Below are 25,019 nucleotides of genomic sequence, written 5' to 3' on the forward strand. Positions count from 1 at the left end.
ATGGGAAATTGTGTGTTGCGCTGCAGCATTTTTTTGATATCTTGCCGTAAACCATCCGTTCAACGTATGGAGCTTCTGCATGAGGGATGTCGCCAAGTCGGCTAATGCGGGTTTTGCGCAGGTCGGCGTTGATTTTCCACCCCCCATCGGCGGTCTAATCAAACGCAGTTTCGATATCGTCGGTTCCCTGTCCGGACTGGTTCTGCTCAGCCCGCTTTTCCTGATGGTCGCCTTGCTGGTCAAGCTTTCGGACAACGGTCCGATCTTCTACGGCCACAAGCGAATCGGCCGCGGCGGCAGGATTTTCTCGTGCCTCAAATTCCGCACCATGGTGCCGGACGGCGAGCGCGTGCTTGCCGCCTATCTGGCGGCCAATCCGGAGGCCAACGCCGAATGGATCGCGACGCGCAAGCTGAAGAACGACCCGCGCGTCACCCGCGTCGGCGCGGTGCTTCGCAAGCTCAGCCTCGACGAGCTGCCGCAGATCCTCAACATCCTGCAGGGCGACATGAGTCTTGTCGGCCCGCGCCCGGTCGTGCGTGACGAGCTGGAAATCTACGGCAGCGCTGCGGTCTATTACCTCAAGTCACGTCCGGGTCTCACCGGGCTGTGGCAGGTGAGCGGCCGCAACGACGTGTCCTATGACACGCGGGTCGCCTTCGACCGTCATTATGTCGAGAACTGGTCGTTGTTCGAGGACATTCGTATCATCTTCAAGACAGTTCCTGCCGTGTGGATGTCGCGCGGCAGCTATTGACCGGAACTATCGACCAACAGGCCTGCCCCGCGGCAACCGGGCAGGCATCCGGCAGTGATCTCATCGGGCGGATGGGGCCAAAGCGGATCGGAAACGTTCATTTGACAAAAGACCTCTTCGGGCTGTCTTTCGCCTGCAGTCTCATGCCCAGGACACTAGCCCGCTTCGCGGGCGCTTTGCTTGCAGCCTCGCTTGCCATGCCGCAATTGGCTGCCGCCGGCGACTATCAACTCGGCCCCCAGGACAAGCTCCACATCCGCGTCGCCGAATGGCAGACGGTCGACGGCACGTTCCGCGACTGGTCGGCTATCAATGGCGAATATTCGGTCGGTCCGGCGGGGACGCTCTCGGTGCCGTTCGTCGGCGACATGCAGGCCGCCGGCAAGACGACGGCGGAGATCGCTTCGTCGATCGGGCTGGCCCTGCAGCGCAAGCTAGCGCTGCCCGATAAGCCGGAAGCTTCGGTCGAGATGGCGCAGTTCCGGCCATTCTACATTTCAGGCGAAGTCCAGAACCCGGGCCAGTTTCCCTTCGTGCCCGATCTGACGGTGCTCAAGGCAATCAGCATCGCCGGCGGTATAAGGCGCAGTGCCGATTACGGTCCTCAGCTCGAAAAGGATCTGATCACCGCCAAGGGCAGCTATGACATCTATGACGACCAGCGCTTACGGCTGATGGTCAAGCGAGCCCGCATCGACGCCGACCTGGCGGGGAAAACGACCTTCGAGGTGCCTCAGGAAATCCAGGGCGATTCGAGATTGCCGACCATCGTCGCCGACGAGACGGCGATCCTGGTCTCCGACCAGAAGTCGCTGAAGCTGAAACTCGATGCGCTCGACGCGTTGAAGGGTGTTCTACAGTCGGAGATCGAATCGCTGCAAAAGAAGATCGCCAACCAGCAAAAGCAGGTCGACCTGGCGGAGCAGCAGGCAAACAGTATCGGTCCGCTGGCGCAGAAAGGCCTGATTGCCAATGCGCGATTGCTTTCCTCGCAGCAGACGGTCACCGATCTGCAAGGCAAGATCCTGGACTATGAGACGGCTATCCTCACGGCCAAGCAGTCGATCAGCAAGGCAGAGCAGGACGCCATCGACGCCCGTAACACACTGGGCTCGAGCCTCACTGCCGATCGGCAGCAAACGGAGGCGAACCTGAACGAGGCAGCCTTGAGGGTCGGCATGCAGAAGGGCTTGATCGCTCAGGCATCGGATCCGGCAACGACCGCCGCCCTCACCGGCAGCCAAGAACCGCCCCTGCTCTATTCGCTGCTGCGGGTCGCCGACGGCAAGACGACCGAGATCGAGGCCAAGGAAGACACGCCTGTGCTGCCGGGCGACGTGATCAAGGTGAAGCTCGCGCCGACGGCCAGCCAGTAGCGTCGCCGGCCCGGGCTTGCCCGCAGCGAACCGAGGAACGGAGGCGGGAGGAACAAGTCAGGCTCGTTCGCGCACGGCGCGGGCGGGCGATCTGTTTTGGACCGCTTGAAGGCATAACATGCAACCCGCAGCCCCGCGTCACGTGTATCTGAACCTCGACGCCATCCGCGGCGTGGCGGCGGTCAGCGTCATGCTCTATCACTTCTCGCCGTTCCTGGCCGACGGCAAGGTGCTGCCGTCGAGCTATCTCGCGGTCGACCTTTTCTTCCTGCTGAGCGGCTTCGTCATAGCCCATGCCTATGACCGCAAGATCGAGAGCGGCATGGGTTTCGGCTCGTTCGTGGCGATCCGCCTGATCCGTCTTTATCCGCTTTATCTCGCCGGCACGCTGCTCGGCTTCTCCTATCTCCTGGTCAAGAACAGGCTGATGCCGGCCGAATACATGCCGCTGTCCGAGATCGGCCTGCAACTGACGACAGGCATGTTCTTCATCCCGCTGGTCAGCGATGCCTATCACACGATCTTCCCGCTCAATCCCGCTTCGTGGTCGCTGTTCTTCGAACTCGTCGTCAACATCGCCTATGTCGCGGTCTTCGTGCTCCTGTCGGGGCGCGTGCTGACGGGAATCGTCGCCGTCAGCCTGGCGCTGCTCGTCGTCGCTTCGATCCTCGCAGGCACGCTGGATTTCGGCATGACCGGCAACACTATCCTCAACGGACTGCCGCGCGTGACCTTCTCGTTCTTCCTCGGGGTGCTGCTTTGCCGCTCCATGGCGCGCTGGCAGGGCAGCCTCGGCTTCCTGCGGCGCGGCTTGTGGGTGGAAGGCGCGATCCTGCTCACGCTCGCCGTCTTCGCCATCGCACCGGCCGGCAGTGCGCGCGTTGCCTACGACCTCGCCGCAATCGTCATCGTGTTTCCGATCATGGTGGCGACCGGCGCGGTGGCGCCGACCGCGCCGCTTCTGTCAGGCTTCTACGGCTGGCTAGGGCGGATTTCCTACCCTATCTACATCATCCACACGCCGATGCTGATGATCATCGCCGGAGCCGGCAAGGCTTTCTCGATCGATCCGTTCGCCCACCATCCCTGGTTCGGTATCGCCATGGCGGCCTCGGTCGTCGTCATCGCGGACATCGCCACGCGCGTCTATGACGAGCCGGTGCGGCGCTTCCTGCAGCGGCAGATGCAGCGCGCGCGAGCCGTGGCTTAGCGCGGCTCACTCAAGAAGGACTGAACGGACAAGATCCGGTATGAAGATTCCGAAATCCATTCTGATCGATCCCGATCGCAACGAGACCTACGGGGCCTTCGCCGTCGCGGTTTCCGTAATCGCCTTCGCCTATTCGCCCAATTTCGGCCAGATCCTGATCCTCGCCTACTATGCAGTCTGGCTGCCGCTCCTGTTCGTCGACTACCGGCGCTTCACCTGGAGGCTTTCCACCGCCTGGCTGCCCATTACGCTTGCGCTCTATGTCTGCCTCTCGGTGTTCTGGTCCCAGGCGGCGGGCATCAGCGCGCGCGCGGCGGTACAATATTCCTCGCACATAGTCTGCGCCTATGTCGCGGCGCGCACCATCAGCGTGCGCACGCTGATGGTGGGTTCGCTGATCGGTATCTTCGTCGTTCTGCTCTATTCAATGAAAGTCGGCGCTTATGCGCTCGATATCATGGACGGCACAGTCAATTTCGTCGGTGCCTTTGGTTCCAAGAACCAGGTCGGCTTCTTCGCCTCGCTGGGCATCTTCTTTTGCCTTGCGTTCCTAATCTTCTATCGACGCAATTGGCTTGGCTTCGCGTGGACCGCGCCAATCATGCTTTTGTCGGTCTACATGCTGGCAATCGCCCATTCGGCGACGTCCGTGGCTTCGCTGCCTGCCGTGATCGGCGTCGTGTCGCTGCTCACCATGAGCAAGGTGCTGGCGCTGCGGTACCGCCGCGTGCTGTTCGTTATTGGCGCCGGCGCGCTGGTGATGTCCGTCGTGGCAGCGCTCAACATGGGCTTGCTGGATGTCGTGCTCGGCATCTTCGGCAAGGATTCGACGCTCACCGGCCGCACCTATCTGTGGGAGCAGGGCTGGGAGGCGGCGCAGCAGCATCCGCTGCTCGGCTATGGCTACGCCGCCTACTGGGTGCAGGGCTTTGCCGATCCGGAGCGGCTGTGGGCGGAATTCTATATCTCGACCCGCTCTGGCTTCCACTTCCACAACACCTATATCGAGACGCTGGTGGAAATTGGCTTCATCGGCGTCACCCTGCTGGCGCTTGTCATCCTGCGCGCTTTCTACGGCCATGTGTCGAAAGTGGTGTTCGGCGACTGGAGCGCCGATTCGGTGGTGCTTGCCGGCGCGATCGGACTGATGCTGATCCGCTCCTTCTTCGAGGTCGAGATGCTCGGCCCCTACTTCATGGCGTCCTTCATCGTCTATTACGGCCTGTTCAGGCTGACCCCGTTGCCGGCTTTCCGGCGCCGCAGGGTGGCCGTTCCGGCCGAGGGCGAGAGGCCTGCCAATAGCAGGGTACCCGCACCGGTCTGATCACAATAGCCAAGGACAAATCCGAACGGAAAACCGCTGCGTTCTTTCAGAATTGCTTTGGCAGCTACCATAAAGCACCACCGGTGATCTGGATATTTTCCATGGTGATCCCCCTGGCGAGGTCCGAGCAGAGGAAGACGGCGAGCGCCGCGATTTCCGCCGGCTGCATCATACGCCCCTGGGGATTGCCTTTCCTGAACTCGTCCATCAGCTCCTCGGCGCTGCGGCCCTTGCCCTCGCGCTCGACGACCTGCGCCACGTTGCGGCGCATCAGCTCGGTTTCCACCCAGGTCGGACTGATCATGACGCAGGTGACGCCATGCGGCGCACCTTCGAGCGCCACGCAGCGCGTCAGGCCGAGCAGTCCGGACTTGGAGGCGCAATAGGCGGGATTGTCCTTCCAGCCGACTGACGCCGCAGTCGAGCCGATGTTGACGATGCGGCCCCAGCCGCGTTCGATCATCCCGGGCAGGACCGCGCGGGTCGTACGGAAGGCGCCGGTGAGATTGGTGTCGACGATCTTGTCCCAGAGCTCGTCGGAATGGCCGCAGACCGGCTGCTCGGCCGTGGTGCCGGCGGCGTTGACCAGGACGTCGGCCGGGCCGATGACCGCTTGGGCTTCCGCGAAGAAGTCGTTGGTGAGCGCGCTGTCGCGCACGTCGAGATGGGCAGCATGCACCCTGGTGCCGTGGGCGGCAAGCGCGGCGCGAACGCGGTCGATCTCTTCCGTCCCTGGATAATAGGCGGCGTCCGCCCTGCCCGGCTGCGTCTGCGCCACATAGGAGCCGACAGCGACGTTTGCGCCGGCCTTCGCGAGCGCCGTGGCGATGGCAAAGCCCATGCCGGAAAAACCGCCGGTGACAATGGCGCCGCGGCCGCTAAGGTTTGTCATTGCCAGCGGTCTCCATGCCGGGCTGCGCAATAGCCTTCATCCGCCACCATTTAGAAGCCGCGATCGAATCTTGATGAGCCGAAACACAAGAACGCATCAACCTCCCCTGATCAACGGCTCCAGCGGTTTGCCCAGCCAATCACGGTAAAACCCTTCGAGGTCGGGTTGGAAATCGTGCACGATCGGGTAGCCCGGCGCGGCTGCCTCCACCTCATGCAGCGTGCCGCATTCAGGGCAGATGAATTCGCGGATTTCCATCCAGTCCGGATCCGGCAGGTCGCTGTTGGGATAAATCTCGCGCAGCGTCTCCTCGCTGTCGCGCACGATGATCGAGGCGTTCAGCTTCCAGTTCTTGCGGTAGTCGCCGAAGGAATGGCCGCATTCGCATTTCGTCACCCGCTCGTCGCCGCTCTGACAGATGAAGAGGTGGTCGCCGACCGGGAGCAGGATCGGATCCTTCCAGCCGACGCGGTCCTGCAGCACCGCGACATATTTGAAGAAGCGGTCATCGTCCTTGTAGGCGCTCATGATGCGGCGCGTCTGCGGCCAGGGCAGCGTGCCGGCAACCAGATCGGAGATGACTTCCTTGCTGTATGAGGTCATGGTTCTTACTCCACGCCGAAGGTCGATTTGGCGTCGACATTCCAGAAGGTCGAAAAATCCCTGGAGAAGCGCGGCGACAGCTTGATCGCGCTGGCGTACATCTTCTTCACCTCCGGCGCGAAATCCGCCGCCTTCACTCTATCACGCTCGTTGGCGATCCACTCCGAAACCGGCTTTGCACGAGCCAGTCGCCGCGCCCGCATCTCGGCGCGATGACGCTTGGTGGCGTCCAGATTGGCGACCGGGAAGCCTTCCTCATCCTCGTCGAGGACGATGCCGAAGATGCCTTCGGCGGCCTCCTTAGTGAGGAAACCGTTCTCGACATCCCAGGCGGTTTTCACCGGATCGCGCTCCAGCACGTCGCCGTAGCCGCCGCCGCCATTGTAGGAATGGGTGAAGACATCGCCGGTCTTATGGGGTGCTGTGATGTAGGGCCCTTCCAGCGTCACATGCTCGCCTTCCAGGCGTACCTCCAGCTCCGAGCGATACGGATTTGTGCCGGTGTGATGCGCCAGCGGCGCGCCTTTTTCGGCCAGTTCGAAGATGTTCGAGTTGCGCACCGCGCGATGCTTCTGGCAGGTCGGCGCCGGATAGCCGCCGCACAGGCCGCCATTGTCGAAGACGCGCGATGAATGCTCTGACGTCACCAGTCGCAGATGATCGGTCTTGGAGACCAGCCAGGTCGACAGGAAGGAACAGCCGCCGCGATATTTGCCGGCGCCGCCGGAATTGGGGACGATGGAGCGGCCGATATAGAGCATCGGCATATTTTGCTCCCAGATCTCGATATTGCCCATGTCGGACTCAGGATTCCAGCCGACATAGGCGGTGTCCAGTCCGTCCTTGATGGCCAGCGCGCCGGAGCCGGCGGCGGCGCATTCGAAATGCGCCATGCCGAAGGGCGTCCCGTACTGGCTCTGGCCGCCCATCTCGATCATCGGGCTGTTGACCTGGCCGACAAAGGCCTCCTCGACGAAGCCGCGTGCGATGAAGGAGCGCGACAACAGCCGCTGGAAGACGCCGTAAGCGGGAAGTAGCAGAGCCCAGGAGGTGGCCGTCGCCACCATTTCGTTGTCGGGGTTGGTCCAGGTGCCGGCGGGCAGCTTGAGTTCGGTCGCCATCCAGGCGCCGTCATTGACCAGGCCCTCGAAGTTCATGTGCTGGGTCAGCGTCACGAACATGCCGCCGTCCATGCCGGCCGGCGTGCAGTTCATCGAATGGTAGCCCCAGGGCTGCGTGCCCTCGAAGTCCATGATGATCTTGCCGTCGCTGGTGATCTCCATCTCAATCGGCATGTTGTAGAGCCAGTCCGGGTCGCCGAGCGGCTGGTAGCCCGGCTTGCCGGCGGTGACGTGGCCGTAAAAAGTGTGGCCGCGATAGATGCCGGGCACGGTGAGCTGGCGGGTGCGGGCGAGCTGGGCGCGGCGACCCTCCTCGATGAACTCCTTCGAGATCTGCATCCAGTAGTCGAGACCGATCTCGTCGATCAGCGCCTTGACGCTTTCGCGCATGTCGATGCAGGAAGCAACCTTGGCTTTCTCGTCCAACACCCAGTAGATCGGCATCCGTAGATTGCGCTCGCAGCGGATGACGTAGTCGCGCCTGAGCTCATCATTCTCGCCGACCTTTTCGGCGCAGACGAACAGGCCCTCGGTGAAGCGCTCCTGCGCTAGCGCCACATCGCCGCCGGGCGTGATACCGCCGGCCTCAAGCTCGTGGCAGACCGCGCCGGCCCAGCCGACCAGCTTGCCGGAGTGGAAGATCGGCACCACGTCCATGACGTCCGGCACCTGCACGGTGCCGATGAAGGCGTCGTTGTTGACGAAGATGTCGCCGTCGCGGATCTGCGGGTTCTCCTCGTAGCCGTTGCGGATCATCCATTTAATGAAACGGCTCATCGTGTGCACATGCACCATGATGCCGTTGGAAAGCGCGATGGCATCGCCTTCCGGCGTGTAGATCGCGACGACCATCTCGCCGACCTCGCGCACGCCGGGAGAAGCCGAGATGCGGCGGGCCATCTCGCGAGCCGAGACGCAATAGGCGCGCAATTTGGTGTGCAGCGTCTCGAACTTCAGCGGGTCCTGGTTGCGCAGCTTGAGCTCGGTGATGCCGTCATAGCAGCCGGTCTCGTCCATCAGCCGTTCGGATTCGATCAGCCGTTCGCGGATGCGCAGCGCGGAGGCGGGTTTGTCCAGCATGGCGTTCGCCCTTCTCAAGCGTGGGTGTAGTGCAGCAGCGTCCATTCATCGACATGGACGCGGTCCTGCGGGTGGACGACGAGCGTGGTCGCCGGATGTTCGATGATGGCCGGGCCGATAACCTCGTGTCCGGGCTGGAGCAGATCCATCTCGTAGAGATTGGCCTTGTGCCAGCGGCCGCTAATATAGGCCTCGCGTATCCCCTTGTGAGCGGATGCGGGATCGGTTTTGCCGAGCGGCCGCTTGACCAGCATCGGCTTGACCTTGTCGGCGGTCGCGATCAGCCCAAGCTCGGTGATCGAGAAACCGGCCTCGCCATAGCGCGAGACGCGATGGTTGACCTTGGCGTAGACCGCCTCGAATTCGGCGATGACCGTCCGCATGGCGTCAGCCGAACGAACCGCCGACAGCGGTGCCATGACCTCGACGTCCTCGAGCTGGCCGGTGTAGCGCATCATCAGGAACGGCACGGTCTTGATCTTATCAAGCGCATGGCCGTCCGTGACCATTTCGTCGACCGCGACTTTGGTCAGGTCGTCCCAGATAGCGGTGACCTTCGCGCCGAAGGCCTGCAATTCGTCGTCGCTGGCGCGCGCGCCGATGTCGATCTGCGTCGACACCGAATGGCGGCGCATGAAGTCGGCCGTGGTGCAGCCGAAAGCCGAAAAGGCGGCGGCGAACTGGAAGGTGATGATGTCCTTGAAGCCGATGCCACGTGAGCAGCCGGCGAGATGCAGCGGGCCGGAGCCGCCATAGGAGAGCAGCGTGAATTCCGATGGATGGATGCCCTGGCCGGAGATGACGCGGCGGAGCGCATTGTTGGCGTCGGCCTCCAGCATGTCGATCATGCCTTCGGCGGCTTCCTCGACGCCGACGCCGAGCACGCGGGCGCATTTCTCCTCGAAGGCTTTCCTTGCTTTTTCGACCTGCAGCACGACCTTGCCGCCGAGGAAGTAATGCGGGTTCAAGCGGCCCAGGATGGCGTCGCAGTCGGCGATCGTCGGCTCGGTGCCGCCCTTGGCGAAGCAGATCGGGCCGGGATCGGAGCCGGCGCTCTCCGGCCCGAGCGAGACTTTTCGGGTCAGCGGGTCGACCTTGAGGATCATGCCGGCGCCGGCGCCGATCGTGTCGAGATGCAGCGTCGGGACGTTGAGCTTGAAGCGGTCCATCAGCGGCTCGTTCTCGATTCGAGTCTGGCCGCGCGTGATGACGCCCATGTCGAAGGAGGTGCCCCCCATATCCGAGCAGATCAGCGAGTCGTTGCCGATCAGCTTGCCGACATAGGCCGCGCCCAGGATGCCGCCGATCGGACCGGAGATCATCGTCTCGTGCAGGCGCGGATGGTCGATGGACGTCAGGCCGCCGAAGGAAAGCAGCGTCTGCACGCCATATTTGAAGCCGTATTTCTTCGAGATGTCCTCGATGCCCTTGAGCTGCTTGCGGCCGCGCGAGGTGGCATAGGCCTCGATCAGCACCGAGTTCAGCCGCGACTGCTCGCGGATGACCGGACGCACCTCGTGGCTGGTGTAGACGAGGATGTCGGCGCCGGCGGCGGCGATCTCGTCCCGGCAGATCTCGGCGATGCGCTTCTCATGCGCCGGATTGACGTGGGAGAAGACGGTCATGATGCAGATCGCCTCGACCTTGTCGGCGATCAGCTTCCTGGCCGCCGCATGCACCTCGTGCTCGTAGAGCGGCAGGATGATATCGCCGAACTGGTCGATGCGCTCGGTGACGCCATGGGTACGGCGGCGCGGCACCAGCGGATCGGGATGATGATGGGTGACCGCGTGCAGGCGGTCGGCATAGGAATAGTCGGCCCATGCCTGCAGGCCGCGGCCCATCAGGATCATGTCCTCGAGGCCCTTGGTGGTGATCAGCCCGAGCTTGCGGCCGGTGCGCGACAGAAGCGTGTTGAGCATGCCGGTGCCGGAATAGAGCACGACATTGACGCCCGAGAACAGGTCCTGCAGCGAGAGACCCCAGGCGTCCGCCGCGTCCTCGGCCGAAGCCAGGAAGCCTTCGGCCTCGTTCTTCGGCGTGGTCGCCGACTTGCCGATCTTGAAGTGACCGTCCTGATCGACAAGGATCGTGTCGGTCATGGTGCCGCCGGCGTCGATGCCGATGACGATGGGGTTGGTGGTGATCTGGTCCACGGGTCGCCTTCCCTTGCCGAGAGTGACCACAGGCTAGATTCGATCGCGCGGATCGCGCCATATGCCTAAAGACACAATGACCGCGCGGCGCGGTTCGCCGAGAAAAGGGCATGCGCATGGGCACTATCTGGGCGCCGCTGGCCAAGGCGATCGCCGCCACCGGCACCGACCGGCACGTCGACTGCCTGATCGACCTGATCGGGGCCGACATCGCGCATGATTTGGTGACGGTGACGCGCTATTCGGCGACCAGGACGCCGGAGTTTGTCAAGCACCGGCGCTTCTCGGATGAGATGGTGCGGCGCTATCTCGACAATTACTACGTCTTCGACCCGTTCTATGCGTCCTGGCGGCGCGAGCGCCGACTCGGCATCATGCCGCTGAAAGGTCTGGCCGACGAGGAAGCGAAGCGCGGGCAGTACATAGCCGGCTTCCTGGCGCAGTCTGAGATCTGCGACGAGGTCGGCATCATGCTGGCCGACGGCGGCGACTGGTGTCTCGGCATCTTCCTCGACCGCTCGACCGTGTCCTTCAAGGATAGCGAGATCGCGCTGCTCAGCGAGCGGCTGCCGGTGTTCGAGGCCCTGCATGCGCTGGACATCAAGGCGCGCGGCTCAGACTTTTCACGCACCTCGGCACCGAGCGGTCCCGGGGCCTCGCCGCAGCAGAAGCCGAGCATTCCGGCAGGTCTTTGGCCGGAGCTTTCATCGCGCGAGCGCGAGCTGGTGCAGTTGATCCTGGCCGGCCACCCGACGGCCAACATCGCCGAGCGGCTCGGCATCACCGTCGGCACGGTGAAGAACCACCGCCGGCGGATCTATGAAAAGCTCGACATCACCACGGAGCGCGAGCTGTTCCTGCAGTTCTTCCAGCACCGGACGGAAAGCTAGCCCGCAAAACAACGCGTCGGGCTGGATGGTTCTCAACGAATGGCTTGACGACCGAGCTGTTGGCTAACGAAGATCGGCCGTGGGTTTGATAGGGCTAAAACTGGCGCATGCAGCCTGAGGTGCTGACCGATTATGCTTTGCGGCTGCGGGAGCGTGGCTATATATGCCTACCGCTTCGTGCGGGCGGCAAGCATCTCGACCTTGCGGCGATGGAGTATGATCCCCTGCATCTGCGGACACTGCGCAAGGATCTGAAGGAACTGGCCTTTAATTCCATCACCTTCCAGCTGGCGCAAAAGCCGCCGGACGGTAGCGACATTGCGCGCTGGTTTCGCGACTTTGCCGGCAATGTCGGCATATTGGGAGGGTTCTCCAACCTGATGATCCTCGATTTCGATGACGAGGCCGGCTACCGTGCCTGGCGCGGCGACCACAAGGCAATCGCGAACGGCACGCCGACAGCAAAATCGCCGGGCGGATTTCACGTCTATCTGAGAACGCGCGAACCAATGGTCTCTTCCAGCCTGCATTTCGGCCACCGTCGGGTCGGCCACGTCAAGGCCCTCGGCGGCTATGTGGTGGGCTCTCCTTCGGTGCTCAGGAACGGCTCTTCCTACGGCTGGCTCGAAAACCAGTCGCCGTTCAACATCGAGCCGCAACTCGTCGAGGACCTTGGCAGCCTCTCGCTGCGTCCGGTGTCGCTGCTAAAGCACCACTACGACCGCCTGTTCAAGCGCGGCTTCTTCGAATGGCAATGAATGATTGAGCGTGTGGCGGCCAACATAACCGTCGTCATCCCGGCAAGGAATGCAGCCGCGACCCTGGACGCGGCGATCGGCAGCCTGACCGCCGACAGACCGGTCATCCGCGAGATCCTGGTAATAGACGACGGCTCGGACGACCGCACGGCCGAGGTGGCGATGGAGAGCGCGCGCCGCCTTGGCTTGCCGCTGGATGTGGTGAGCGTTCGCCTTGGCAGCGCGGGCGCCGCGCGCAATGTCGGGATCGAGCGGGCGAGCGGCACATCCATCTTCTTTCTCGACGCCGACGACCAGGTGATGCCCGGCAGCCTGTCGCAGTTGGGTTCGGCGCTCGCAGGCCAGCCTGGCGCCGGCCTTGCCGTCGGGGCCACCATACGGCGCGCGAAGGGCCGGCCGGACAAGCTCAAGACGCCGCAAGGCTATGGCCCCGACAGGAGGCAGAACACAAGCCGGTACCTGCGCAACGAGTTGTGGCCGATCGCGATGGGGAGCGCGCTGGTGGCCGATTGGGCGACAGCCGGCATTCGCTTTCCCGAAACGATCGGGCTCGACGAGGACACCTGCTACTGGGCAGCGCTGCTGGCAAACGCCGAAATCGTCGCCATCGACACGCCGGTGCTGCTTTACCACCACGACGAAGAGCGGATGGCGCGCCGTTTCATCACCGAGCCGCGCAAGACGTTCCTCGCTATAGCACGCGAACTCGACAGCCTTGCGGCCGCCGGCGCCAAACGGGACGCGTTGCAATGGCGAAAGGCCTGGATAGCGCAACGCATTGCCCGCCAGCTCATCAAGCACGGGATGTTCGCGGACGCCGCCGGCATGATGCGCGCGGTCAAGGCGCATCGAGAACTTGGCCAAAGTTGGAAAGCGGCCCAATACCTGGCCAGGATCCGGTTCGGGCGACTGGCCGGGACCGGGCCGGCCGCCGGCTTGGCGGCGCCACGGCGCACGCTGATCGTTAGCTTCGACCCGGCCTACCCGCCCACCTCTGGCGCCGATCTCAGGACCTTCGGCAATGCCGTCGCGGCCGCCGAAGTCGGTCCTGTCCGCCTTGCCTCGGTAAGACCTGCCGGCTCGACGCGACCACCCGGCCGCGACATCCGCGTGGTTTCACTGACCACGGAAGCCGACAAACGATCGCATTCGCTCGGCTGGCGACGGATCAAGGGCGAGAACCGGATTCCGCGTCCGGCGCTCGCCCGCCTCAAGGCCCTGGCGCGCGAGTTCCGCCCGGACACGATCGTCGTCGAGAGCATTCCGCTGTTCAAGCTGCTGCAGCCTCTTAGGCCGCTGACCAGGCAGCTCATTCTCGACATGCACAATGTCGAGTCCGATCTCGCCGCCCAGACGACTTGCAATGCCCAGTCGGCCGTGTCGCCCGGAATAAGGCAGCTGGAGCGAAGAGCGGCGGCGATCGTCGACCGCATCTGGGTCTGCTCGAAGCTGGACCGCGAGCGGCTCAAGGCAATCATTGACCACAAAACACCGGTCGATGTCGTGCCGAACGGGATACCGCGCGCCAAAGGGACGTCCGAGCTGCTGCCTGTGTCGCCCGGTACGTCCGATGGATTTCCGGTGATACTCTTTGCCGGCCACCTCGGCTACCATCCCAACATCGATGCCGCGGAGCGCCTGGCCGGCGTCATCCTGCCGCGGGTCCGGCAGGCGCTGCCAGCCACGCAGCTCGTCCTAGCCGGTCGTTCACCCGATCCGGCCGTCCGTATCCTGGCCAAACTCGACGGCGTCGTCCTGATCGAAAACCCTGACGATGTTGGTCCCCTGCTGTCGGCAGCGCATCTCTGCATCGTCCCGCTCAGGATCGGCGGCGGCACGCGCATCAAGATCCTGGAGGCGATGGCCTCGGGCGTGCCGGTGATCGCAACGCCGCTGGCGGCGGAAGGGCTCGACCTCGCCGGCGGCGAAGACCTGCTCCTGTCCGACTCCGACGAGGGACTGGCCGACCTGGCGGTCGCACTCTGTTCCGACCCGGCCCGCATGGCGAGATTGCGTGCCCGCGCCCATGATACCGCATGGTCATGCTTCGGACCTCAGGCAATCCGCGAAGCCGTTCGCCGCGGCCTGGGACTGGACGGGACCAGCCGATGAACCGCCGCACAACGGGCCTTACATGATCCCCAAGATCCTGCACCAGACCTGGAAGACCGACCAGATCCCGATCCGGTTCCAGGCTTATATCGAGAGCTGGAAGCGGCACCATCCGGACTGGACGATGATGTTCTGGAACGATCGTCAGCTGCTCGAGTTCGTCGCGCGGCATTATCCCGACTTCCTGCCGACCTTTTGCAGTTACCAGAGCGGCGTGCTGAGGGCGGATGCCGGACGGTACCTGCTTCTGCATCATTTCGGCGGGGTCTACGCCGATATCGACTGCGAATGCGTGGCGCCGTTCGATCAACTGGCCAGCGAGGATCGGATCGTTTTCTGCAAGGAACCGGACACGCATGCACGCGTGCAGGCCGATTTCCGCCGGCTGCCCTATCTTCTGTTCAACGGCACGATCGCCAGTCCGGCCGGCCATCCCTTCTGGCTTCACCTCCTGTCCTTCCTGCCGGGGCTCGCCCGTGCCAAGGAAACCATCGACGCGACGGGCCCCTGCGTGTTGACCTCGGCCCAGCTCAGCTATGGCGACCAATCCGCCTTCGCCATCCACCCTTCGGCGCTGTTCGCACCGGTCGACTCGGCTGGGCGCGGGGGCGGTGATGGGACGCCGACCCTCTCCATCCACCATTGGGCCGGCACATGGTGGACACGCGCTCCGGCGCCGGGCTGGCGAGACAAGATTCGCACGCATGCCTACCGGTCCTGGCACCATCTGACACGCGGCGCCTATCTAAGCGAAGCAGCCGCCAGGCAGGGCGTGAGCCAGGCGGCCCTCGCGGCGCCGATCCCGTCAGGCCGCAACGTCGCCATCCTGGTGCCGCTGCGTGACGCGGCCGATCATATCGAGCCCTTCCTCGATGCCGTCGGCGCGCTCGACTACCCCAAGGACAGAATCAAGCTGGTTTTTTGCGAGGGCGACAGCGTGGACAGAAGCTGGGAGCGGTTGCAGCAAACCGTGGCGCCGCTGGCCCGCATTTATCGGGACGTGATTCTGCTGCAGAAGCAGACAGGCCTTCGGCTCGACCGGACGGAGCGCGCCAAGCGAGGCCTGCAGCGCATGAGGCGCGGCGCCATCGCGAAGGTGCGAAACCACCTGATCGAGCACGGTCTCGATGCGAGCGATGATTGGGCCTTGTGGGTCGATATCGACGTGTGGGGATTTGCCTGCGATATCCTAAGCCGGCTTATCGAAAGCAAGAATCGCATCGTGGTCCCAAACTGCGTCAAGATCGCCGGCGGCGGCAGTTTCGACCTCAACAGCTTCATCACCGTACGCAAGCAGAAAGACTATCACTACTATCGCCAGATACGCGGCGGCATCTATCAACCGCCGGCCCATTCCTACGGCCGCCTGCATCTCAGCGACGTCAGGCATCTCGACAGCATCGGCCTCGACGGGGTCGGCGGCACCATGCTCCTTGTCGACGCCGCCTTGCATCGCGGCGGGCTCCGCTTTCCGGAAATCCCCTATCGCGACCTGATCGAGACGGAGGCCTTTGGTGCGCTCGCCAACGATCTGGGAATCCGGCCTACGGGCCTGCCCAAGCTCGAAATCCTGCACGTACCATGGTGACGGCCCTACGCGTCGCTCAGTCGTGCAGACCCCTTGAAATCGCCGGCCCAATCGTGAAGCCTGAAAAGGTCGCTTCAAAACCTTCGCGCTGCGGCGAGCAGCACATCATGCCGACTTCGACCATTTTCGAGATCGGGAAATAGGCGAGCCGCACCGGCTTCCAATGGCCGTCGGCGGCATCCAGATATTGGATGCGAATCGCTTCGGCGTGACGGGTCAGGCGGATCCTGACACCGTCCTTGCCGGCGGCGATGGCGACCAGCGACCAGTCGGAGGTGTCGTTGGTGACGACGACCGAGAAATAGGCCAGGCCGTCGGTGTATTCGATACCGGCCTTGACCCAGTGCGTTTCGCTCTGGCGCAGCATCAGACCCGCCTGATCGTACAGCACCTTGTAGTCGCCCTTGACGGTGACCTCGGCGGTGAAGTCACCTTCGACCGGACGGTAGAGGAAATGACCGTTGTCGCGCCAGAAGCCGTAAAAAGTCTCGCGCCAGAAATCCGTATCCTTGCCGGTGCGGACGGTGAGCGTGCCGTCGCCGACCACGTGGTGCGGCGGCGGATTGAGCCATGTCATGTCGGCCACGCTCATCGATCCCCTCCCGGACTGGATTAGCCGGCGAATGTATAGGCGGTCTTTACCGTGGTGTAGAACTCCATGGCATAACGGCCCTGCTCGCGCGGACCGTAGCTCGAGCCCTTGCGTCCGCCGAACGGCACGTGGAAGTCGACACCCGCCGTCGGCAGGTTGACCATCACCATGCCGGCTTCGGAATTGCGCTTGAAATGCGTCGCATGCTTCAGGCTGGTCGTGCAGATGCCGGAGGTGAGGCCGAACGGCGTGTCGTTGGCCACAGCCAGCGCCTCGTCATAGTCCTTGACGCGGATGACATTGGCGACCGGGCCGAAGATTTCCTCGCGCGAGATGCGCATCGCATTGTTGGAGCCGACGAACAGCGCCGGCTGCAGGTAGAAGCCCGGCGTGCCGCGCTCCAGACGGTCGCCGCCGAAGGCAAGCTCGGCGCCTTCCTGGCGGCCGATCGCGATATAGTCTTCATCCTGCTTGAGTTGGGTCTGGTCGACGACCGGACCGATCTGGGTCTTGGCGTCCAGCGCGTCGCCGATGACGAGCTTGTCCAGGCGCTCTTTCACGGCGTCGACGAAACGGTCGTGGATGCCGTCGGTGACGATCAGGCGCGACGACGCCGTGCATCGCTGCCCGGTCGAGAAATAGGCACCGTTGACGGCGCAGTCGACGGCCACCGCTAGGTCGGCATCGTCGAGCACGACCAGCGGGTTCTTGCCGCCCATTTCGAGCTGGAACTTGCGCATGTGCTCGACGCTTGCCGCGGCGACGCGCTTGCCCGTTCCGACCGAGCCGGTGAAGGAGATGGCGTTGACGTCGGGGCTGTCAAGCATCGCCTGGCCAACCACCGAGCCCTTGCCCATGACGAGGTTGAGCACGCCCTTGGGCAGGCCGGCGCGATGCAGGATGTCGACGATGGTCCAGGCGCTTTCGGGCACCAGCTCAGCCGGCTTGAACACGATGGTGTTGCCGTAGGCCAACGCCGGCGCGATCTTCCAGGCGGGAATGGCGATCGGGAAATTCCATGGCGTGATGATGCCGACGACGCCGACACCCTCGCGGGTCATCTCGACGCCGACGCCTGGCCGCACACTCGGCACCATCTCGCCCGACAGGCGCAGCGTCTCGCCGGCGAAGAAGTCGAAGATCTGCGCCGCGCGGATCGTCTCGCCGACGCCCTCGGCCAGTGTCTTGCCCTCCTCGCGGGCGAGCGACCGGCCGATCTCGTCCTTGCGCGCCATGATCTCGTCGGAAGTCTTCTTCAGCACTGCATGGCGGGCCAGCGGGCCCGAGCGCGACCAGGCCGGAAAGGCCGCCTTGGCGGCGGCGATTGCCTGCTTGGCCTCGTCCGGGCCGGCGGAAGCGTACTCGCCGACGACATCGTTGGTATTCGAGGGGTTGATGTTGCGTGAGCCGGCCTCGCCAAGCCACTCGCCGTCGATCAGGTTTTTGCGGTGCAGGGTCATATTGTTTTTCCTTGAGTTTTGGTCGCGGCGGCCTTCGGCCGGGATCAATTGTCAGACAAATGATATAGCCATTGTCCGGGAGGAGGTCTACTCGCGATCTTAAACCTAGAGCGTTCACCGTTTCAGGGAAACGGCGAACCGCTCTATCCCTTGTTTGACGCAATTGCGGGGTGAAAACCGCTCGCACTTTCCTGCAATTGCTCTGAAGGCGCCTCGCGTCAGGTCGAGAACGACCAGAACAGGCAGGCGAGCGTGACCGCGCCGAACGCGACGAAGACCAGGCTTCTGAGCAGAATGTTGCGGCGAAGCTCGTTCATGGTGAGATGCGCGGCCACAATCGCCGCGACGAACAGAAAGCGCCAGTTGAAAAGCGTCCAAAGCACCTCGCGCTGGCCGAAAGCCCATCTGGCGAGCAGCGAGCCGACGATGGTCGCGAACAGCATGATCGTCGCCCAGAAGATCGCGTCGGCGGCATGGGTCAGCACGATGCCGGCGGCGCGGATCGGCAGGATCATCATCAGCATCGCGCCGAAGAAATAGACGGCGGCAATCGCCAGGAAGGAGCCGGCGTCGGCAATGCCGTCGAGGCGCTTCACGCCGAATGCGCCGTAGGGATAGCCGTGCCTCGCAACCGCCAAAGAGAGCGCCATCAGCAAGGCGCTCAGAACCGTGATCAGTGCGAATGTGCCGAGGGCCTTGCTCATGCCGTTTCCTGTCGAGACGAATCAACAGGAACGATCTTAGCCTACGAGAAAGCCTTGCATCGACCCGTCGCTAGCCGATCCGCGTGCCGCTCGCCGGATCGAACAGATGCAATGCCGCGGGATCGGCTGCGAGGCGGACGAAATCTCCCGGCCGCACCTCGCTGCGGCCCATGACGAAGACGCAGATCTGCTGATTGGCAAGCCTGACGTAGAACTGCGTCGACAGGCCGAGCGGCTCGACCACCTCGACCTCGGCCTTCAACGCGCCGTCGTCGACCAGCTTGATGTGCTCAGGCCGCAGGCCGATGGTGATAGCATCGCCGTCGCTCAGCGGCAGGCCATCCGGGAGCCGCAACTTCTGGCCGTCGGCGAGCACGGCATCGACCGTGCCGCCCTTGGCGACCTTGGCCGGGAGGAAATTCATGCCGGGCGAGCCGATGAAGCCGGCGACGAAGGTGTTGACCGGCCGGTCGTAAAGCTCGAGCGGGCGGCCGACCTGCTGCACATAGCCGTCATGCATGACGACGATTCGGTCGGCCATGGTCATGGCCTCGATCTGGTCGTGCGTGACATAGACCGACGTGGTCTTGAGCTGCTGATGCAGCGCCTTGATCTCGGCCCGCATATGGACGCGCAATTTGGCGTCGAGGTTGGAAAGCGGCTCGTCGAAGAGGAAGACTTTCGGATCGCGCACGATGGCACGGCCCATGGCGACGCGCTGGCGCTGGCCGCCGGAGAGCTGGCGCGGAAGGCGGCCGAGATAGGAGTCGAGGCCAAGCCGCTTGGCCGCGGCGCCCACTCGGCCATCGATCGTCGTCTTTTCGGCCTTCTTCAGCATCAGGCTGAAGCCCATGTTCGAAGAGACGTCCATATGCGGATAAAGTGCGTAGGACTGAAACACCATGGCAATGTCGCGGTCCTTGGGTGCGACGTCGTTGACGAGGCGTTCACCGATGTGGATCTGGCCGCCGGTGACCTCTTCGAGGCCGGCAATCATCCGCAGGAGCGTGGACTTGCCGCAGCCGGACGGGCCGACCAGCACGACGAACTCGCCATCGGCGATCTCCAGATCGACGCCATGCAGGATGCGCAGCGCGCCGTAATCCTTCTCGACATGTTGCAGCGTGACGGAAGCCATCTTTTATCCTTTGACCGCGCCGGCGGTGAGGCCGGTGACGAGATAGCGTTGCAGGAAAGCGAAGAAGACGCAGACCGGGATCAGCGCCAGGATAGAGGCCGCCATCATCTGCCCCCAGTCGACAGCGAACTTGCCGATGAAGGTGAGCAGGCCGACGGCAAAGGTCTTCTGCTCGTCGCTGGAGATCAGCATCAGCGCGAACAGCAACTCGCTCCACGCGGCGGTGAAGACGAAGCCGAGCGTCGCGCCCATGCCGGGCAAGGTGAGCGGCACGATCACTCGGCGCATGGCCTGCGCGCGCGTGCAGCCGTCGATCATCGCCGCCTCCTCGAGGTCCTTCGGGATGCCGTCGAAGAAGGACTGCATGAGGAAGGTGGCGAAGGCGGTGTTGAAGGCGGTGTAGATAATGATCAGGCCGACCAGGCTGTTGGTGAGACCCAGATCGCCCATGATGCGGTAGATCGGCGGGATGACCATGACCAGTGGGAAGGTCTGGGTGAGGAGCAGCAGGATCGCCAGCGTCGCCTTGCCGCGGAAGGTGAAGCGCGACATGGCGTAGCCGGCAAGCGTGGCGATGATGGTGACGAACGCCGCCGTCGACACCGAGACGATGACGCTGTTGAGAAAATACCGCGGGAAGTCGGAGGCTTCGAGCACGGTGGCAAAGTTCTTCAGCGTCGTCTCAGACGGCCAGAAGGTGATGCCTTCGGAATAGAGCAGGCGTTCTGGCGTCACCGAGATCTTCAGCGTCCAGAAGATCGGGAACAGCGCGAAGATCACGTAAGCCGCGATCGCCGCGTAGAGCCCTATGCAGCCGAAGATGCGCGAGGAGGTGGAGCGACCGGCGATCATCAGACGTGCCTCACCAGCGTGCGGCGGATGGCGATGAGCCCGATCGCATAGGCGATCAGCAGCACCAGAAGCAGCACTGCCACGGCCGAGGCATACCCTTTGTCCAGCGATTTGAAGGCGCTGACATAGATGTAGACCGGCACCGTGCTCGTCGAGCCCGCCGGCCCGCCCTCGGTCATGACGAAGATCAGGTCGGCGAAGGTGGCGATCCATATGGTGCGCAGCATGACCGTTATGACGATGGTAGGCGCGAGGAAGGGCAGCGTCACCTTGGTGAAGCGCTGCCAGGGCGAGGCGCCGTCGATGGCCGCCGCCTCATGCAATTCCGACGGGATCGATTTCAGTGCGGCGAGCAGCGTGATGGCGAAGAAGGGAATGCCTAACCAGATGTTGGCGACGATCGGCCCCCACATCGCGGTGGCGGGGTCGGAAAGCACATTGGTCGGCTCGGCCTTCAGGCCCAGCGCGAACAGCCAGTGCGGCAGCGGTCCGATGATCGGGTTGAACAGCCAGGCCCAGGTGAGACCCGAGAGGAAGGACGGCACGGCCCAGGGGAGAAAGACAACAGCCTGCACGACCTTGCGGCCGTAGAAGGGCTTGTCGAGCAGCAGCGCCAGGCCCAGTCCCAGGAAAAACTGAAAGAACAGGCTCGCGACTGTCCACCACAACGTGTTGATCAGCGCCTGGCCAAGCACCTGGTCGGAGAACATCGCCTGGTATTGGGCGAGACCTACGTATTGCGACTTGAAGGCGGAGAATTTGCGGAAGGAGTAGCTGATGCCGATGATCAGCGGCACCAGCAGAACCAGGACCAGCAGGACGATGGCCGGCGAAAGATAGAGCCACGGCTCGATCGCCGCCTTGCTCAGCCGTTGCTTCCGCGGCCGGGCTGCGGATCGGATTTCGGACACTGCGTAGGTCATTGGTTTTTGGCTCTACGGTGAGGTGTGAGTGCCGGCGCAGGCGACAGCGTCCTTCTCCCCGTTCAACGGACAGAAGATGCCGGCAGGCAGATGAGGGGCGGCGCTAGCTTCTCAGAAGTCGGCGCTGCCCCTCATCCGGGCATTTTTGTGCATATCGTTATCCCAAAACCGCTTCGCACTTTTGGGCGACATGCATCGCGTGACACCTTCTCCCCGTTGAACGGGGAGAAGGTGAAGTCAGCGTCACTTCTTGTTCTTCGCCAGCCAGTCTTTCTGTTCCTTGGTCAGGAACGCGGCCCATTCGTCGGCTACCTGCTTGGCCGGCTTCTGGCCGAGCAGAACTTCCTGGAAATTTTTGATCGCCACCTGGTCGACGAAGTTGCCGAGGTTTTCCAGATGGGTCGGCGGCGTCACCATCTCATATTTGGAGCCGTCGCTGAGTTCGGTGAACCAGCCCTTGAACTGTTCGGTCTTGAAATGCGCGTCCTGATCGGCCCCGTTGTGGATCGGGATGACGCCGACTTCCTTGGCCCATTCCAGATTGTCCTTGGGGGAAAGCAGCGTCGCCATCAGCTTCCAGGTCTCGTCCTTGTGCTGCGAGTTGGCGAACATCGCCCAGCCGGCATAACCCAGCGTCGGATAGGATTTGCCGCTCGGGCCGACGGGAAGCGGCGCGACGGCGAAATCGTCGGCGCTCATCTTGTCGGCGATGCCGAGCAGCGCGTCCGGGTCCTGGTTGAGCATGGCGCAGGTGCCGGAATAGAAGCCGGTGACCGTTTCGTTGAAACCCCAGCTCACCGCATCCTTCGGCGCCAGGCCGTTCTTGTACATGTCGGCCAGCATCTGCAGGCCCTTGACCGAGCCTTCATCGTTGATGGTCGAGGTGCCGTCGTCGGTGAAGTAGCCGCCCTTGCCGTCGGCGATGTTCATGAACATGTGCATGCCGTTGAAGGCGCCAGGCCCGCCGCGCAGGCAGTAGCCGTATTTGCCGGGGATGGCCGAGATCTTCTTGGAGAAGTCGACGAACTCGTCCAGCGTTGCCGGCGGATGATCGAGGCCGGCTTGCTTGAACAACTTCTTGTTCCAGAACAGCGCGTTCACATAATAGCCGTAGGGGATCATGAACTGCGTGTTGTTGACGGTCGAGCCAAACTGCTTGGCGCGGTCGCCGAGCGTCTTGGCGTGGGGCCACTTGGCCATGTAGGGGCCAAGATCCTCGAGCTGGCCGTTATTGGCGTATAGGCCCATCCAGCGTTCCGGCATCTCGACCACGTCTGGCGTGTCGCCGGCCTGCACCATGGTGAGGAACTTCTCGAAGGCCTGGCCCCAGGGCAGCGAGACCACCTCCACCTTTATCCCGGGATTGCCCGTTTCGAACTCGGCGATCTGCTTCTTCAGGAATTCGGTGCGCGGCGGGCTGGTGATGACCTCGACCAGCTTGATGGTGGTGTCGGCCAGCGCGCCGCTGGCGGAGATCGCCAGGCCGGCGACGGCGGCAAGCATGAAGGTCAGTCTTTTCATGTTCAGGACTCCCATTTTGAACGCTCGTTATTTTTTTGACTTGTCGAAGGCCTGGGCGATGTCGGCCCAAAGGTCCTCGACATTTTCCAATCCGACATTGAAGCGGATGGTTCGGGCGCTGACGCCGAAGCGCGCCATCGAATTGATGCCCGGCGTCTGCTCGAGCGAAGCCTTTGCCGGCACGACCAGGCTTTCATGGCCGCCCCAGCTGACGCCGATGCGGAAATATTTCAGCGCATCGACGAAGGCCGGGATGTCGACATCCTCGATGACCTCGAAGGAGAACAGCCCGGCATAGCCGGCTAAGGTCTTCTTCCCGGGATGGTTGGAATAGGCGGGATGGTTGACGCGCTCGACCTTGCCATGCGCCTTCAGCCGCTCGGCAATGGTGAGCCCGCTCTTCATGTGATGCGGCAGGCGCAGCGGCAGCGTGCGTAGGCCGCGCAGCAGGAGCCAGCCTTCGAAGGGCGACAGCTTGCCGCCAAGCTGCGAATAGGTCTGCTCGTTGATGTGCTTGATATGGGTGGCAGAGCCCGCCACCACGCCGGCGACGGTGTCGCTGTGGCCGCTCAGATATTTGGAGGCCGAATGCAGCACAAGGTCGACGCCGTGCGTGATCGGCTTCTGGAAGACGGGGCTGGCCCAGGAGTTGTCGATTGTGGTGACGATGCCTTGTTCCCTCGCCAGCCGCGCAAGATGCCCGATATCCTGCAGCTCGAACATCATCGAGGTCGGGCTTTCGAGATAGAGCAGCTTGGCGCCGGGGAGTGCCGCGGCAACCGCGTCTGGATCGGAGCCGTCGACATAGTCGACCTTGATGTTCAGGCGCGGGAACAGCCGCTCGAACAACCGGTAGGCATCGCCGTAGCAGTTGCGCACGGCGACCATGCGCTCGCCGGCGCCGACGAAGGCGAGCACGGTCGCGCTGATCGCCGCCATGCCGCTGGAGAAGCCGCGCGCGGCTTCGGCCCCTTCGAGCGCCGCCACGCGCGCCTCGAACTCCATCACTGTCGGGTTGTCGCCGCGCGAATAGATCGGCTGCTTCCTCCGGCCTGCAAAGGTATCGGCCATGTCTGCGTAACTGGCGAAGGTGAAGAGCGAGGTCTGGTAGATCGGCGGAACCACGGCGCCGCCGGGGAACGGATCGTCATGCGCAAGCAGCGTCGCCGCCTCGCCGAGATAGTCGCTGGCCAGGGAGGCCGGGTCGAAAGTGTTGGGCTGCTCGTTCATCTGCGGTCCGAAAGTTTGAGGTTGGCGGCGCCGCGCTTCAGGTCCTCCTCGACGGTGGCGATGAGCTTCAGCGCCTCGGCGCGGGCACCGTCGGGGTCATGCGCGGCGATGCGCTCGAAAATGGTGCGGTGATAGGGAAAGCTGGCATGGCCGAAATCGCGCACGCCGAGCGGATGTTCCCAGAAGCGGTGGAACATCTCGTACATGGCGGCGATGATCTGCTCGAACAGCGGATTGCCCGAGGCGCGGAAGACCGCTTGGTGGAACTCCCAGTCCTCGTCCGAGGACATGCCGGCGCGGGTCTGGAAGGCCTCCTCCATGAGGTCGAGCTTGTGCTCGATCTCTGCGAGTTCGGCCTTGCCGACACGAATGGCGCAAAGGGCTGCCGCCTCCGCCTCCAGAGCGCGGCGGATTTCCAGCGTCGCCATCAGGCCGGCGAAATCATTGCCGCCGGCCAGCGTCAGCGGCATGTGCAGCATGTCGGGCGAGACAGCGGCCTTGAGATAGGTGCCCGAGCCCTGCCGCCGTTCGACGAGGCCCAGCCCTTCCCAGCGCGTCAGCGCCTCGCGCACCGTGTTGCGGCTGACCTTGAGCCGTTCGGCGAGGATGCGCTCGGTCGGCAGCTTTTCGCCCGGACCCAGAGCCTCCTGCCGCACGAACCCCGCCAACGCCTTCAGCACCGCGTCATCGCGAGCCGTCGTCTGGATCGGGGGCAAGTGATCGGTCAAGCCG

The 25,019-nt window shown here is 63.4% G+C and carries 21 protein-coding genes; 8 read left to right on the forward strand and 13 right to left on the reverse strand.

The genetic code is table 11. The annotated features are described in order from the left end of the window. Positions 1-79 precede the first annotated feature (79 nt). From P9272_RS12045 to P9272_RS12060, 4 genes are all read left to right on the forward strand, one after another. Positions 80-757: a sugar transferase gene (locus tag P9272_RS12045; RefSeq protein ID WP_128257102.1), complete on the forward strand. Its 678-nt coding sequence runs from the start codon at positions 80-82 to the stop codon at positions 755-757. A 143-nt stretch (positions 758-900) separates the two neighbouring features. Then, a complete protein-coding gene (locus tag P9272_RS12050; RefSeq protein ID WP_278160771.1) occupies positions 901-2,133 on the forward strand; it encodes a polysaccharide biosynthesis/export family protein in 1,233 nt (410 codons plus the stop codon). A 118-nt stretch (positions 2,134-2,251) separates the two neighbouring features. Further along, positions 2,252-3,343 carry an acyltransferase gene (locus tag P9272_RS12055; protein ID WP_278160711.1) on the forward strand — a complete coding sequence of 364 codons (1,092 nt, stop codon included), beginning with the start codon at positions 2,252-2,254 and terminating at the stop codon, positions 3,341-3,343. Between the two features lie 40 nt (positions 3,344-3,383). Further along, positions 3,384-4,667, forward strand: a complete 1,284-nt coding sequence (locus P9272_RS12060; protein ID WP_128257104.1) for an O-antigen ligase — start codon at positions 3,384-3,386, stop codon at positions 4,665-4,667. A 64-nt stretch (positions 4,668-4,731) separates the two neighbouring features. Here P9272_RS12060 and P9272_RS12065 read toward each other — a convergent pair whose 3' ends face one another. From P9272_RS12065 to P9272_RS12080, 4 genes are all read right to left on the reverse strand, one after another. Next, entirely contained in the window at positions 4,732-5,559 is an 828-nt protein-coding gene (locus P9272_RS12065; protein WP_278160712.1) for an SDR family oxidoreductase, read from the reverse strand. Positions 5,560-5,655: 96 nt separating this feature from the next. After that, positions 5,656-6,162 carry an acetone carboxylase subunit gamma gene (locus P9272_RS12070; protein ID WP_278160713.1) on the reverse strand — a complete coding sequence of 169 codons (507 nt, stop codon included), beginning with the start codon at positions 6,160-6,162 and terminating at the stop codon, positions 5,656-5,658. A gap of 5 nt (positions 6,163-6,167) precedes the next feature. Next, entirely contained in the window at positions 6,168-8,363 is a 2,196-nt protein-coding gene (locus tag P9272_RS12075; RefSeq protein ID WP_278160714.1) for a hydantoinase B/oxoprolinase family protein, read from the reverse strand. A 14-nt stretch (positions 8,364-8,377) separates the two neighbouring features. After that, positions 8,378-10,519, reverse strand: a complete 2,142-nt coding sequence (locus P9272_RS12080; RefSeq protein ID WP_278160715.1) for a hydantoinase/oxoprolinase family protein — start codon at positions 10,517-10,519, stop codon at positions 8,378-8,380. Between the two features lie 110 nt (positions 10,520-10,629). Between P9272_RS12080 and P9272_RS12085 the strand changes: the two genes are divergently transcribed. From P9272_RS12085 to P9272_RS12100, 4 genes are all read left to right on the forward strand, one after another. Beyond that, a complete protein-coding gene (locus P9272_RS12085; protein ID WP_128257109.1) occupies positions 10,630-11,409 on the forward strand; it encodes a helix-turn-helix transcriptional regulator in 780 nt (259 codons plus the stop codon). Positions 11,410-11,528: 119 nt separating this feature from the next. Next, the gene (locus P9272_RS12090; RefSeq protein WP_278160716.1) at positions 11,529-12,167 is read left to right on the forward strand and encodes a bifunctional DNA primase/polymerase; all 639 of its coding nucleotides are present in this window, start codon (positions 11,529-11,531) and stop codon (positions 12,165-12,167) included. After that, entirely contained in the window at positions 12,168-14,279 is a 2,112-nt protein-coding gene (locus tag P9272_RS12095) for a glycosyltransferase (RefSeq protein ID WP_278160717.1), read from the forward strand. Positions 14,280-14,301: 22 nt separating this feature from the next. Next, positions 14,302-15,867, forward strand: a complete 1,566-nt coding sequence (locus P9272_RS12100) for a glycosyltransferase (protein ID WP_278160718.1) — start codon at positions 14,302-14,304, stop codon at positions 15,865-15,867. A 16-nt stretch (positions 15,868-15,883) separates the two neighbouring features. On the opposite strand, the gene P9272_RS12105 is transcribed toward P9272_RS12100, so the two are convergent. The 9 genes from P9272_RS12105 to P9272_RS12145 all read right to left on the reverse strand — a co-directional run bounded on the left by P9272_RS12105 (position 15,884) and on the right by P9272_RS12145 (position 25,015). Further along, the gene (locus P9272_RS12105; protein ID WP_278160719.1) at positions 15,884-16,459 is read right to left on the reverse strand and encodes a DUF1349 domain-containing protein; all 576 of its coding nucleotides are present in this window, start codon (positions 16,457-16,459) and stop codon (positions 15,884-15,886) included. Positions 16,460-16,479: 20 nt separating this feature from the next. Beyond that, entirely contained in the window at positions 16,480-17,919 is a 1,440-nt protein-coding gene (locus P9272_RS12110; RefSeq protein ID WP_278160720.1) for an aldehyde dehydrogenase family protein, read from the reverse strand. A gap of 218 nt (positions 17,920-18,137) precedes the next feature. After that, positions 18,138-18,623 (reverse strand): hypothetical protein, encoded by a 486-nt coding sequence (locus tag P9272_RS12115; RefSeq protein WP_128257115.1) that lies wholly within the window; start codon positions 18,621-18,623, stop codon positions 18,138-18,140. 70 nt (positions 18,624-18,693) lie between these two features. Next, positions 18,694-19,761 (reverse strand): sn-glycerol-3-phosphate ABC transporter ATP-binding protein UgpC, encoded by a 1,068-nt coding sequence (gene ugpC / locus P9272_RS12120; RefSeq protein ID WP_278160721.1) that lies wholly within the window; start codon positions 19,759-19,761, stop codon positions 18,694-18,696. A gap of 3 nt (positions 19,762-19,764) precedes the next feature. Beyond that, on the reverse strand, positions 19,765-20,613 hold the full coding sequence (locus P9272_RS12125) for a carbohydrate ABC transporter permease (protein ID WP_128257117.1): 849 nt from the start codon (positions 20,611-20,613) through the stop codon (positions 19,765-19,767). Further along, positions 20,613-21,536, reverse strand: a complete 924-nt coding sequence (locus P9272_RS12130; RefSeq protein ID WP_278160722.1) for a sugar ABC transporter permease — start codon at positions 21,534-21,536, stop codon at positions 20,613-20,615. The genes P9272_RS12125 and P9272_RS12130 overlap by 1 nt, the downstream gene beginning before the upstream one ends. Before the next feature lie 243 nt (positions 21,537-21,779). After that, positions 21,780-23,057: a sugar ABC transporter substrate-binding protein gene (locus P9272_RS12135; protein ID WP_278160723.1), complete on the reverse strand. Its 1,278-nt coding sequence runs from the start codon at positions 23,055-23,057 to the stop codon at positions 21,780-21,782. Positions 23,058-23,084: 27 nt separating this feature from the next. Next, positions 23,085-24,287 carry a PLP-dependent transferase gene (locus tag P9272_RS12140; protein ID WP_278160724.1) on the reverse strand — a complete coding sequence of 401 codons (1,203 nt, stop codon included), beginning with the start codon at positions 24,285-24,287 and terminating at the stop codon, positions 23,085-23,087. Then, positions 24,284-25,015, reverse strand: coding sequence for a FadR/GntR family transcriptional regulator (locus P9272_RS12145; RefSeq protein WP_278160725.1), 732 nt, complete (start codon positions 25,013-25,015; stop codon positions 24,284-24,286). The genes P9272_RS12140 and P9272_RS12145 overlap by 4 nt, the downstream gene beginning before the upstream one ends. Between the last annotated feature and the right edge of the window lie 4 nt (positions 25,016-25,019).

This window comes from Mesorhizobium sp. WSM4976 (assembly GCF_029625685.1).
Classification (GTDB): domain Bacteria; phylum Pseudomonadota; class Alphaproteobacteria; order Rhizobiales; family Rhizobiaceae; genus Mesorhizobium.

Excerpts from the sequence above, each read along its gene's own strand:
- P9272_RS12055 (WP_278160711.1), top strand. The coding sequence starts at position 2,252 with ATGCAACCCGCAGCCCCGCGTCACGTGTATCTGAACCTCGACGCCATC.
- P9272_RS12110 (WP_278160720.1), bottom strand. The coding sequence starts at position 17,919 with ATGACCCTGCACCGCAAAAACCTGATCGACGGCGAGTGGCTTGGCGAG.
- P9272_RS12095 (WP_278160717.1), top strand. The coding sequence starts at position 12,168 with ATGATTGAGCGTGTGGCGGCCAACATAACCGTCGTCATCCCGGCAAGG.
- P9272_RS12135 (WP_278160723.1), bottom strand. The coding sequence starts at position 23,057 with ATGAAAAGACTGACCTTCATGCTTGCCGCCGTCGCCGGCCTGGCGATC.
- P9272_RS12060 (WP_128257104.1), top strand. The coding sequence starts at position 3,384 with ATGAAGATTCCGAAATCCATTCTGATCGATCCCGATCGCAACGAGACC.
- P9272_RS12045 (WP_128257102.1), top strand. The coding sequence starts at position 80 with ATGAGGGATGTCGCCAAGTCGGCTAATGCGGGTTTTGCGCAGGTCGGC.
- P9272_RS12125 (WP_128257117.1), bottom strand. The coding sequence starts at position 20,613 with ATGATCGCCGGTCGCTCCACCTCCTCGCGCATCTTCGGCTGCATAGGG.
- P9272_RS12085 (WP_128257109.1), top strand. The coding sequence starts at position 10,630 with ATGCGCATGGGCACTATCTGGGCGCCGCTGGCCAAGGCGATCGCCGCC.
- P9272_RS12075 (WP_278160714.1), bottom strand. The coding sequence starts at position 8,363 with ATGCTGGACAAACCCGCCTCCGCGCTGCGCATCCGCGAACGGCTGATC.
- P9272_RS12050 (WP_278160771.1), top strand. The coding sequence starts at position 901 with ATGCCCAGGACACTAGCCCGCTTCGCGGGCGCTTTGCTTGCAGCCTCG.
- P9272_RS12130 (WP_278160722.1), bottom strand. The coding sequence starts at position 21,536 with ATGACCTACGCAGTGTCCGAAATCCGATCCGCAGCCCGGCCGCGGAAG.
- P9272_RS12070 (WP_278160713.1), bottom strand. The coding sequence starts at position 6,162 with ATGACCTCATACAGCAAGGAAGTCATCTCCGATCTGGTTGCCGGCACG.
- P9272_RS12065 (WP_278160712.1), bottom strand. The coding sequence starts at position 5,559 with ATGACAAACCTTAGCGGCCGCGGCGCCATTGTCACCGGCGGTTTTTCC.
- P9272_RS12105 (WP_278160719.1), bottom strand. The coding sequence starts at position 16,459 with ATGAGCGTGGCCGACATGACATGGCTCAATCCGCCGCCGCACCACGTG.
- ugpC (WP_278160721.1), bottom strand. The coding sequence starts at position 19,761 with ATGGCTTCCGTCACGCTGCAACATGTCGAGAAGGATTACGGCGCGCTG.
- P9272_RS12115 (WP_128257115.1), bottom strand. The coding sequence starts at position 18,623 with ATGAGCAAGGCCCTCGGCACATTCGCACTGATCACGGTTCTGAGCGCC.
- P9272_RS12100 (WP_278160718.1), top strand. The coding sequence starts at position 14,302 with ATGATCCCCAAGATCCTGCACCAGACCTGGAAGACCGACCAGATCCCG.
- P9272_RS12140 (WP_278160724.1), bottom strand. The coding sequence starts at position 24,287 with ATGAACGAGCAGCCCAACACTTTCGACCCGGCCTCCCTGGCCAGCGAC.